Below are 12,098 nucleotides of genomic sequence, written 5' to 3'. Positions count from 1 at the left end.
GATTTAACATTTTAGAGATCTTTTTTAACGATAATTCAACCAGGTTATGAAAGTAATATGTCAAATTCCGAATTTTGACACGGGATCTCATATTCATCAGTGCCAATTAACATTTTTTTTTTAGTTTTGGGGATTATAAGAAACAAAAGTTTTTTAAGTGTAATGCTGATATAATTTATTAAAGCGAGGGAAATCTGTTTCAAAGAGCCTTCTCCTAACCGGGAGATTACCAACAATAAAACAGCTTAAAAGAAATCTTTTTAGATATGAACAGTTCATAATTAAATCGCAAAACATCACTTAGTGATGTTTTAATTATGAAAAGTTCCATCTGACAAATAAAAAATAAACTAAAAAAAACAGATGAATTACGACGTTATTGTTTTAGGCAGCGGCCCAGGTGGCTACGTAGCTGCAATCAGAGCTTCACAATTGGGAATGAAAGTTGCAATTGTAGAGCGTGAATCATTAGGTGGTATTTGTTTAAACTGGGGTTGTATCCCAACTAAAGCATTATTAAAAAGTGCTCAGGTTTTCGAATATATTAACCATGCTGCAGATTACGGAATTACTACAGCGGGTGCTACAGCAGATTTCGCAGCAGTTGTAAAACGTAGCCGCGGCGTAGCCGATGGCATGAGTAAGGGCGTTCAATTTTTAATGAAGAAAAATAAAATTGACGTAGTGATGGGTATCGGTAAAGTGAAACCCGGAAATAAATTAGAAGTTAAAGGTGCAGATGGTTCTCAAAAAGAACTTACAGCAAAAAATATCATTATCGCAACTGGTGCTCGCTCACGAGAATTGCCAAACTTGAAACAAGACGGTAAAAAAATTATCGGCTACCGCCAGGCAATGGTTTTACCAGAATTACCAAAAAGCATGGTTGTGGTAGGTTCAGGCGCTATCGGTGTAGAGTTTGCTTATTTCTATGCTACAATGGGCACAAAAGTAACTATCGTAGAATTTATGGAAAACGTTGTTCCGGTAGAAGACGAAGATGTATCTAAACAATTATTGCGTAGCTTGAAAAAAGTAGGTATCGATGTAATGACCTCAGCTTCGGTTGAATCAGTTGATACTGCTGGCGCCGGCTGTAAAGTTTCTGTTAAAACGGCATCAGGCATGCAAACTATTGAGGCTGACATTGTACTTTCTGCAGCTGGTATTGTCGCAAACATCGAGAATATCGGTTTAGAAGAAACTGGAATCAAAACTGAAAAAGGTAAAATCGTTACTGATGAATTTTATAATACCTCAGTAAAAGGATATTATGCCATTGGCGATGTGGTTGGTGGGCAGGCATTGGCACACGTAGCATCTGCCGAAGGCATTATCTGTGTGGAGAAAATTGCTGGTCAGCATGTGGAAGCCTTGGAATACAACAACATTCCAGGTTGTACTTATTGCACTCCAGAAATCGCTTCAGTGGGTTATACGGAAAAAGCAGCTAAGGCAGCTGGATACGAATTGAAAATTGGTAAATTCCCGTTCTCAGCTTCAGGTAAAGCAAGTGCTGCTGGCGCAAAAGATGGTTTTGTAAAATTAATTTTTGATGCCAAATATGGTGAATTATTAGGCGCACACATGATTGGTGCTAACGTTACTGAAATGATAGCAGAAATTGTGGTTGCCCGTAAATTAGAGACCACTGGTCATGAAATGATAAAATCTGTACACCCTCACCCAACCATGAGTGAGGCCATTATGGAAGCTGCTGCAGATGCTTACGGTGAAGTTATCCACTTGTAAGTCGGGTTCTTTAGTCTTTAGTCTTTAGTCAAAGTACGAAAACCCTTTAGTTAGTTCTAAAGGGTTTTTGTATTTTTAAAACTTAATAGCCAACTCACATCTTGATACCAAATACTTGATACTAAATACTAGCAGATGAAACTCCATACTATAAACACAGGTCTATTTAAATTGGATGGCGGCGCCATGTTCGGTGTTGTTCCGAAAGCAATATGGCAAAAAACCAATCCGGCAGATTCGAACAACCTTTGCACATGGGCCATGCGCTGCCTTTTAATTGAGGATGGAAATAGGCTCACCTTGGTTGATACCGGAATTGGCGATAAACAGGATGACAAATTTTTTAGCCACTATTATTTGCATGGCGATGATTCAATCACCACATCACTAGCTAAATTGGGTTTCGGATTGGATGATATCACCGATGTATTTTTAACACATCTGCACTTTGATCATGTAGGCGGCGCTATTAAGAGGGAGAATGACCAGCTATCCCCTACTTTCAAAAATGCCCGGTATTGGAGTAACGAAAAACATTGGCAATGGGCTGTAGAACCAAATGCCCGTGAAAAAGCATCATTTTTAAAAGAAAATATTCTACCTATCCAAGAAAGTGGGCAACTTCAGTTTGTAGAAGAAAAAGAAAATATAGAATGGCAACCCAACATTAACATCTCTTTTGCTTACGGCCATACCGATGCGATGATGTTGCCGAAAATAAAATATAAAGGAAAAACCATCGTTTACATGGCCGATCTTTTACCATCTGTTGGTCATTTACCCCTGCCCTATGTAATGGCTTACGATATGTTTCCACTGCAAACATTAACCGAAAAACAGGCCTTTTTAAATGAAGCGGTAGATAACGACTACATTCTTTATCTAGAACATGATCCTTTGAACGAGTGCTGTACTTTGCAAAGAACTGAAAAAGGGATACGGGTGGATCAAACATTTAAATTGAGTGAAATCTAGATGATTAGGCCAGCAAAACCAGGTGATGCAGATGCGGTAGTTCCATTAATTGTTTCAGCGATGGATGAACTGGCGGCTAAGTTTGCCAACTCTAGTAATCCAAAAGTGATATTCGAATTATTCAAAAATTTCTTTCAGCAGCACGGCAATCAATACAGTTACGAAAACACAATAGTATATGTAGAGGAAGACAAAGTTCTTGGTGCATTAAATGCCTACAATGGCGGCGATTTACTTGCATTGAGAAAAGGTTTTCTGGAATATTTGGCAGAGAAGCACAATTTAAAAAACTTTGAGCCGGAGCCGGAAACTCATTCAGGAGAGTTTTATTTCGATACCTTGAGCGTTGTTCCAGAAGCACAGGGGAAAGGAATTGGCAAAGCATTAATTCAGGCTGGTATAAAGTGGGCCTCAGCGCTCGGACATCAAAAAGTAGGACTGCTAGTAGAAAAACAAAACCTGATTGCACAAAACCTTTATAAAAAGTCTGGCTTTAAAATGCAGAATGCTCAAAAATTTATGGGTGGAGAATACGATCATCTTATTTACAATACTTAAATGAACAGCTTGATGTCAGTTCGAAAATTTATTTTTGTTTTTATTTGTATTTAATCTAAATAATGCCAATTTTTGCAATACATGGAAAAAGCTTGTATTGATATTAATGAACTGGTTAACGTATTCTCAAATGCACATGGCTCTGTTTATCAATCAGATAAATTAAATTGCTTTTATGTTGACTTTGGTGGAAAGTTTGCCAAATATAATTGCCTGTCGTTACAAAAACTAAAAAAGGTAGTGGAGCAAATCGACATCGAAGAGCTTTTACTAAATACACTCCGGGCTGATTTCGAGTTGGTAACTTTTAATGGTTGCGAGCATATTTACTTATTAAGTGCACTGGAAATTGTTGCTTTAAAAGATTTACTGCAAGGCGCATTTACCATGTTCAAACTCAACCACCTGCTTAGCGATTGTCTTTATAGATTAGTTTATTAGATCATTGGTTTAATCGCCGGTAGTTCATTTGTTGTTCATTCATTGAATCAATACTCACTAGTATATTTCTGAATAATCAATTGGTGCTTTATATCCGTTAGAAAGTAGTCGATTTTCTTCTTTATCCCCGGCGTTTACCTGTTCACCTTCCTGCTCAACTAGTCAATCTCTAATATTTTCGCCTTCATTTTTGCATCTTCATCCTTAACTTGTTCGTTGCGCTATCGGGCTTTTACTTCAAATCAAAGTACTATCTCCCTGTCTTCCAATCGGTATCCGTTAAACGTTATTCAGCAAAATACGCCGAACATTGTCATTATTTAAACTCATTACAAATAACTTATTATCAGCAATTTAGACTAATTTCATATAGCAAATAAATAGTATAATTGAACAATTTCGTTTTACATTTGTATTGTTATTAAAGCACAGAAATTATGAAAGATCTTATGCGTATAAAATGTTTAATATCTCAGGATATCGAAACACTTTTAAATCAGCAAATAAAAAAAGAAGCTCACTCTTCATCACTATATTTATCAATGGCGTCTTGGTGTAACCAACAAGGCTACGATTTCTCTGCAGATTATTTCACAAAACAATCTGAAGAAGAAAGAATGCACCAATTAAAATTGTTCAAATACGTTTTAGATATGGGTGGCAATGCAATCTCTCCGGAAGTTACAGGAATTAAAACAGACTTTGCAGGTTTTAGAGAAGTATTTGAAGATGCACTTGAGGCAGAAATTGCAATTACGCAAAGTTTTAAAAATTTAGCGGCGAGATGCCATAAAGAACAAGATTTCGTAACCATGGAATTCTTGAACTGGTTCTTGAAAGAGCAACGTGAAGAAGAATATAAAGCACGTAGAGCGCTTGAACTATTCGAAGTGATTGGTGAAGAAGGAACTGGAAGATGGGAAATAGACAAACATGTGAATAAAATTACCTATTCGGAAGATTAATAATAACAATCAACAAAACATATCTTTAAAAGACCATCTTGATTAACCTCAAGATGGTCTTTTTTTTTGTGCATTATTCCCAAACTAAAGCCTTATTAAAAAAGAAAGCTTCCAAGTGATCACTTGAAAGCTTCTTTTAGTTTAGTTGGTTTGGTTTTATGTTGATTATGAATAAGTCTGAAGAGTTTTATAAAAAAAGCGCCGTTGCCAGCGCTTTTTTTAAACCAAATATATAATAATAATTAACGAGCATTACAAAAGTACAAACTTTATTCATATAAGCAAGTAATATTTATAAATAAATTAAAATATTCATAAAGAAATAGAAAATACAACTACAAAACAGACTATAATACCTCCAAAAAATACCATAAAAACATTTAATTACAATTTTTTATTAGAAAAAACTCATTTTTTACTTTCAAAATCATACTTTAACAAAATATTTAAGTCAAATGATAGAAGATTTTATAAAAAATTACTTAAATCATCCCCAAACTTATGATGAAATGTTTTTAAATAGTGACAATTACAGAAATCACTATTCAAACTTCATCAATAATTTCTCTAAAGAATCTCTCGAAAACCTAAACAAAAAAGAAGAGTTGGCAAAAAAACTCTTCATGAGTCAGGGTATTACTTTCACCGTGTACGATAGCGGTGAAGGAATTGAAAAGATTTTTCCTTTCGATATCATCCCCCGCATCATCACCTCGAGTGAATGGTCGTTTATTGAAAAAGGAATTAAACAGCGTTTAAAGGCTTTGAATCTTTTCTTAAAAGATGTGTATAGCAATCAATTTATCATCAAGGATCAAATTGTACCTATCAATGTAATTTATTCGTGCCCACACTTTTTAAGAGAGATGCACAATGTGAATGTACTTCACGACATTTATATCCACATTGCTGGCATTGATCTGATCCGGGACCACGACGGCACCTTCTATGTACTTGAAGATAATCTGCGGACCCCATCAGGGGTGAGTTATATGCTTGAAAACAGGGAAATAACGAAAAGACTATTCCCTGATTTGATTCCGCAATGCGGCGTAAGAAGTGTAACCGAATACCCCGCCATCCTTTACAAAAACCTGGTGGCGCTTTCCCCAAGAGCGGTATCAAACCCGACGATTGTGCTTTTAAGCCCGGGAATGTACAATTCCGCCTACTACGAACACACTACGCTAGCCCGATTGATGGGTGTTGAATTGGTAGAAGGCCGGGATTTAGTGGTTAAAAACCAGAAAGTTTTCATGAAAACCACCACAGGCCTGCAACAGGTTGATGTAATTTATCGCCGGGTAGATGATGATTACCTCGATCCGCTGGTGTTTAACCCCAACAGTGTTTTAGGCGTAGCAGGATTAATGGGCGCTTATCGAAAAGGCAATGTAGCCATCGTAAATGCCGTTGGAAATGGCGTTGCTGACGATAAAGCAGTTTACACCTACGTGCCGGATATGATTAAATATTATTTGAACGAAGAACCCATACTAAAAAATGTACCCACGTACCAGTTAAGCAACCGCGATGAATTGGATTATGTTTTTCAGAACATCAACACGATGGTGATTAAAAAAACCAATGGAAGTGGCGGTTACGGCATGTTAATGGGGCATGCAGCTTCGGAACAGGAAACAGATGATTACAAACTGGAAATTCTAAAAGATCCCCGAAATTTCATCGCTCAGCCAACTATAAGCCTATCATCTGCTCCCTGCTTTATTAACGGAAAACTGGCACCAAGAAGAATCGATTTACGCCCTTTTGCACTAAACGGACCGGATGGAATTTCCATTGTTCCCGGTGGATTAACCCGGGTGGCCCTGAAAGAAGGCTCTTTGGTGGTAAACAGTTCGCAAGGCGGCGGCAGTAAAGATACATGGGTTTTAACTTCTTAGAATAAAAATATGTTAAGTAGAGTAGCATCAAGCTTATATTGGTTGAGCAGGTATGTGGAGCGTAGCGATGGTATGCTTCGCATGCTAAAAATAAATTATGCCTCATCGCAAGATACCATCCAGGAATTTACCTGGAAACCCGTGATCAGGATTTTTTCTGCTGATGATGAAAACGAACTATTAAACATTCAGCACGATAGCAGAGCCGTGATTGAATATTTATTATTGAACCGTGAAAACCCAAATTCGATTTTAAATATTGTAACGTTGGCCAGAGAAAATGCAAGAAGCGTACAAGAGCACATTCCTAAAGATTTATGGCAATGTTTAAACGAATATTACCACACCGTAAAAGACGAAAAGTTGTTGTGGTATGTACAAAAGGATGATCCAATTACAGCGCTGGATATTTTGATTAAACAAGTAATGCTTTACCACGGAACGGCAGATAGCGCTATGGAACGTGGCGAAAGCCGAAGTTTTATGAAAATCGGGAAACATTTGGAAAGAAGTATTCAATCTGTTGATATTTTAGATATTAAATTCAGTTCCATCAGCGACAACCCGGATCTGTTAACTGATATCTCTTACTGGAAACATTTACTTTTATCGTTAGGTGGTTATGAGCTTTATTTGAAAACCTATAGACAAGGCTTTGATGCTAAGAATATCATCGAATTAGTGATGTTAAATAACGATTTTCCTCGATCGGCACTTTACTCGATGCACAATATCGAAAGGTATTTTAGCAGGTTAAAAAGCGAAAGTAATATTGAACATTACAACAACTTGTCGTTTAAAATAGGTCGCTTGAAAAGTATGATTACCTATAGTTCGGTTAACACAATGGAAGAAGAGCAACTGCATGATTATTTAACTGAAATCCGGGCTGAACTTTTTGGCATCGGAAACCTTTTAAACGAATATTATTTCGCAAATTCATAGTCTTAAATAATCATCCCGATAGATAATAACCAACATCACTATGCCAATTTTTAAAATTAAACATATCACCAATTATAAATACGAGTCGCCGGTTCGGGATAGCGCTAATCAGATTATTTTGTTTCCTATAAAAGACGATTTCCAAAAGGTGGTTAAACACGACCTTAACATTTCAGGTAGTCCGGAGATTGAAATTTTCATAGATTATTATGGAAACGAGGTAGGAACTTTTACGCAAAATGAACCCCACACACAGTTGAAAATATTTTCAAAGGTTAGTGTAGAAACTTTCCCTAAACCACTGCCTCAAGATGATATGTTTAGCAGCGAACAGTGGAATAGTTTAGCGGCCATCAGATACGAAGTGCCTTATATTGATTATTTGAGACAAGAATCTTTTACGGGAATAACTCAACTTAAAGAAACCGCTTTATCCATTAAAGCAGCAGAAGATACGCCATATCAAACAGCAGTTAAATACTGTGCACACGTTTTCAGCAATTTCGAATACATTAAAGGAATTACTGCAGTAGATACCACCATTGAAGAAATTTTAAAATTGAAAGCCGGTGTTTGCCAGGATTTTGCACATGTGCTTACTGCTATGTTAAGGTTAACGGGTATCCCATCGCGATATGTAAGTGGATACATTTGCCCGAACCGAGATGGCATGCGTGGTGAAGGCGCAACCCATGCCTGGGCAGAAGCCTATTTGCCAGAATATGGATGGTTAGGTCTCGACCCTACCAACAATTGCATCGCCAATGAAAATCATGTTCGTTTGGCAGTTGGCCGAAATTTTGCCGATTGCTCACCTGTAAAAGGCGTTTATAAAGGTGGTTTTGAGCACATTATGGAAGTAAATGTATCGGTAGGTTATAACGATGAAGATTTTAATGACAATGAGAATTATTTCCAACCCAAAGAAGTAAATTATACCAAACCATCAGGATTAGCGACTACCGTTAGAAAGCAAAACAGCTACCAGCAATATATGGAAGCCATGCAGCAACAGCAACAACAATAGAGATCAGGATTTTCAAGATTTAAGGACCAGGCAAGATTGCCGGCATAAAACAATTTGTTCACCTGATTGATATCTGCGTTTTAGACGTATTCATCCGATAAATTCATATAGTTAGATCTTTGTTTTGCTTGCATTGAAATACCTTCATTAATGAGTCATTGGAGGAATATCTCCATTTTGCTTATATTCATCCGATGACTTATTTATTAATCGCACAATAATATGAGCAAAATTAAAATATTAAGCTTAGCTGCATTGAGCATCGCTCTCATTTTCGGCTGTAAAGAAGAAAAAAAATCTAAAAGCTTAGGCCCCATAAATCCAGAAACAATAAAACAACACCTTGCTGTTTTAGCTGATGATTCACTACAAGGCAGGCGCCCATTTACGGTTGGCGAAACTAAAACTGTAAATTATATTTCTTTGGCACTAAAAACAGCCGGAGTAGAACCTGGCAACAATGGCAATTACATTCAAAAAGTGCCCATGGTAGAAATCACTTCTACCCCATCAGAAAAAATGGAAATTACTGGCGGGAAAGAAAAATTGGAATTTAAAGCGGTTGATGATTTCGTTGCATTTACCAGACGAGAACAGGATACCATTCAATTAAAAAATTCACCGCTTGTTTTTGCGGGCTTCGGTATTGTGGCACCAGAATTTAACTGGAATGACTACAAAAACCTGGATGTAAAGGGTAAAACAGTCGTGGTATTAATCAGTGATCCTGGTTTTAACGCAAAAGATAAAATGTATTTCAGAGGCGACACCATGACTTATTATGGCCGCTGGATGTACAAATACGAAGAAGCTGCAAGGCAAGGCGCTGCTGGCGTAATCATTATACATCAAACAGAACCTGCTAGCTACGGCTGGTCGGTGATTACCAATAGCAATACGGGTGCAAGGTTATACCTACAGGCTGCCGACAAACACAAATCAAGATGTAAACTCGAAGGCTGGATGACGGAGCAAGCGGCAACAAAGTTACTGGCTAATGCTGGAATCGCCGGAGATATTCGTGAGTATGCCCGACGAAAGGATTTTAAAGCTGTTCCGCTAAACCAAAAGGTAACTGTAACTTTAAACAATAAATACAAATATTCCACTTCGCAAAATGTAATCGGAATTATTAAAGGAAGCAAGCGACCAGAAGAAACGGTTATTTACTCCGCACACTGGGATCATTTCGGCATCGGACCAAAAGTTAATGGCGATTCTATCTACAATGGCGCTGTAGATAATGCAAGCGGTGTTGCAGCAATGCTGTCTATCGCCAAAGCTTTTCAGGAATCAACAGAAAAGCCAGAAAGATCTATTGTATTTCTGGCAGTAACTGGTGAAGAACAAGGTTTGCTAGGTTCGGAATATTATGCCTTAAACCCAATCTATCCATTAAATAAAACGGTAGCCAACTTAAATATGGATGCGCTAGGGTTCTATGGCGAAACGAAAGACATTTCTATTAAAGGAAAAGGCCAAAACGAAGTGGAAGATTATATCATTAGCCTACTCAAGGATAATAATTTGGAAGCAGTTGGCGACACCCGCCCAAGTGCCGGAAGCTACTATCGTTCTGATCATTTCAATTTTGCAAAAGTGGGTGTACCCGCAATCGATATCGTGAATGGCTTCAACAGCAAGGAACATGGCGCTAAATGGGGACAAGAACAAAGACTGGGCTATAATGAAAAACATTACCACCAACCTTCAGATGCTTACTCGCCACAAATGAACACGAAAGGCTTTGCGCAAATTGCCAACATCCTATTTACTGTAGGTTACAAATTAAGCAACGAAACTACTTTTCCGCAATGGAAAGCCGGATCAGAGTTTAAAGCAGCAAGAGATAAGTCGATGGAAAAATAAATTCATTGATAGTTTTCGGTTATCAATTGGCAATGTAAAGTTACTAACACTAAAAGGCAGTTTGTTTATTAGCGTTAGTAACTTTCAACAATCAAACAATTTAGCAATACAACAATTTAACCTCATTTTTTTTCATAAATTTGCGGCTTTTACAAATAACAATATGATTAAGAGACAGCAAATTAAAGATTTATTAAAGTCGACAGCATTTGACACAGAAGTAACGGTTATGGGATGGGTTAGAACCTTCCGAAATAATCAATTCATTGCCTTAAATGATGGATCTTGCATGGGCAATATCCAGGTTGTAGTTGATTTTAATAATTTACCAGAAGAGCTGTTAAAAAGAATAACTACCGGTGCAGCTATCTCTGCAACTGGTAAATTGGTCGAGTCGTTAGGAAAGGGCCAATCGGTTGAAATCAAAGCAACAACGGTTGAGATTTTGGGAGATAGTGATCCTGAAAAATTTCCATTGCAACCAAAAAAACACAGCTTGGAGTTTTTACGTGAAATTGCCCACTTGCGTTTCCGTACCAATACTTTTAATGCCGTATTTAAAGTTCGCCATGCTTTGGCTTTTGCCATTCACCAGTTTTACAACGAGCGTGGTTTTGTTTATATGCACACGCCAGTGATTACCGCAAGTGATGCCGAAGGAGCGGGAGAAATGTTTAAAGTAACAACGTTAGATTTCGACAACACTCCTCGTACTGATGAAGGGAAAGTCGATTTTTCACAGGATTTCTTCGCCCGTGCCACCAACCTAACCGTTTCCGGTCAGCTAGAAGGCGAATTGGCGGCAATGGCATTCGGACAGATTTATACCTTCGGTCCTACTTTTAGAGCCGAAAACTCAAATACTACCCGCCACCTGGCTGAGTTTTGGATGATTGAGCCAGAAGTGGCTTTCGCTGATTTGGAAGATAACATGCAACTTGCAGAAGACATGATGAAGTATGTAATTAGATATGCTTTAGATAACTGCAAAGAAGAACTAGAATTTCTAAATACGCGTTTAGCTGAAGAGGATAAACAAAAACCTCAGAATGAGCGCAGTGAATTTAGTTTGTTGGAAAAATTGGATTTCTGTTTAGCTAACGAGTTCGAACGTTTAACTTATACAGAAGCGATTAGAATTTTGAAATCATCTAAACCAAACCAAAAGAAACAGTTTAAATATTTAATTGATGAGTGGGGAGCAGATTTACAAAGTGAACACGAAAGATATTTGGTGGAGAAACACTTCAAAAAACCAGTGATCTTAACCGATTACCCTGCTGACATTAAATCTTTCTACATGCGTCAGAATGAGCCAGATGCTGAAGGCAGACAGACTGTAGCAGCTATGGATATTTTGTTCCCAGGCATTGGCGAAATGATTGGCGGTTCTCAACGTGAAGAACGTTTAGATCGTTTAACAAAACGTATGGAAGATATGAATATCCCACAGGATGAGTTGTGGTGGTATTTAGATACCCGCCGTTTTGGATCGGCACCACATGCAGGTTTCGGTTTGGGCTTCGAACGTTTGGTATTGTTCGTTACCGGGATGACAAACATCCGCGACGTGATCGCATTCCCTCGTTTCCCTAAAAACGCAGAGTTTTAATTGAAGCGAAAAGGATAAAAACGAAAATCCAATTGTACAAAAAGTCCGTT

General features: G+C 37.7%; 10 protein-coding genes. All 10 read left to right on the top strand.

All coding sequences use genetic code 11. The features are described 5' to 3' along the window. The first annotated feature begins 363 nt into the window (after nucleotides 1–363). Nucleotides 364–1,752 carry a dihydrolipoyl dehydrogenase gene (lpdA, locus tag ASE92_RS09600; RefSeq protein ID WP_056849871.1) on the top strand — a complete coding sequence of 463 codons (1,389 nt, stop codon included), beginning with the start codon at nucleotides 364–366 and terminating at the stop codon, nucleotides 1,750–1,752. Between the two features lie 135 nt (nucleotides 1,753–1,887). After that, nucleotides 1,888–2,727: an MBL fold metallo-hydrolase gene (locus ASE92_RS09595; protein ID WP_056849870.1), complete on the top strand. Its 840-nt coding sequence runs from the start codon at nucleotides 1,888–1,890 to the stop codon at nucleotides 2,725–2,727. After that, nucleotides 2,728–3,285 carry a GNAT family N-acetyltransferase gene (locus tag ASE92_RS09590; RefSeq protein ID WP_056849869.1) on the top strand — a complete coding sequence of 186 codons (558 nt, stop codon included), beginning with the start codon at nucleotides 2,728–2,730 and terminating at the stop codon, nucleotides 3,283–3,285. A gap of 81 nt (nucleotides 3,286–3,366) precedes the next feature. Continuing rightward, nucleotides 3,367–3,726, top strand: a complete 360-nt coding sequence (locus ASE92_RS09585) for a hypothetical protein (protein WP_056849868.1) — start codon at nucleotides 3,367–3,369, stop codon at nucleotides 3,724–3,726. Between the two features lie 437 nt (nucleotides 3,727–4,163). After that, the gene (locus ASE92_RS09580) at nucleotides 4,164–4,691 is read left to right on the top strand and encodes a ferritin (RefSeq protein ID WP_056849867.1); all 528 of its coding nucleotides are present in this window, start codon (nucleotides 4,164–4,166) and stop codon (nucleotides 4,689–4,691) included. Between the two features lie 455 nt (nucleotides 4,692–5,146). Beyond that, nucleotides 5,147–6,595, top strand: a complete 1,449-nt coding sequence (locus tag ASE92_RS09575; protein ID WP_056849866.1) for a circularly permuted type 2 ATP-grasp protein — start codon at nucleotides 5,147–5,149, stop codon at nucleotides 6,593–6,595. A gap of 9 nt (nucleotides 6,596–6,604) precedes the next feature. Continuing rightward, nucleotides 6,605–7,540, top strand: a complete 936-nt coding sequence (locus tag ASE92_RS09570) for an alpha-E domain-containing protein (RefSeq protein WP_056849865.1) — start codon at nucleotides 6,605–6,607, stop codon at nucleotides 7,538–7,540. Nucleotides 7,541–7,580: 40 nt separating this feature from the next. Beyond that, a complete protein-coding gene (locus ASE92_RS09565) occupies nucleotides 7,581–8,567 on the top strand; it encodes a transglutaminase family protein (protein WP_056849864.1) in 987 nt (328 codons plus the stop codon). A 222-nt stretch (nucleotides 8,568–8,789) separates the two neighbouring features. Further along, a complete protein-coding gene (locus tag ASE92_RS09560; protein WP_056849863.1) occupies nucleotides 8,790–10,436 on the top strand; it encodes a M28 family metallopeptidase in 1,647 nt (548 codons plus the stop codon). Between the two features lie 163 nt (nucleotides 10,437–10,599). Further along, nucleotides 10,600–12,048 (top strand): asparagine--tRNA ligase, encoded by a 1,449-nt coding sequence (asnS, locus tag ASE92_RS09555; protein WP_056849862.1) that lies wholly within the window; start codon nucleotides 10,600–10,602, stop codon nucleotides 12,046–12,048. Nucleotides 12,049–12,098 lie beyond the last annotated feature (50 nt).

This window comes from Pedobacter sp. Leaf41, from assembly GCF_001422545.1.
Taxonomy (GTDB): domain Bacteria; phylum Bacteroidota; class Bacteroidia; order Sphingobacteriales; family Sphingobacteriaceae; genus Pedobacter.
Note: the sequence above shows the minus strand (reverse complement) of the source record. Positions and strands in the feature narration are given on the sequence as shown.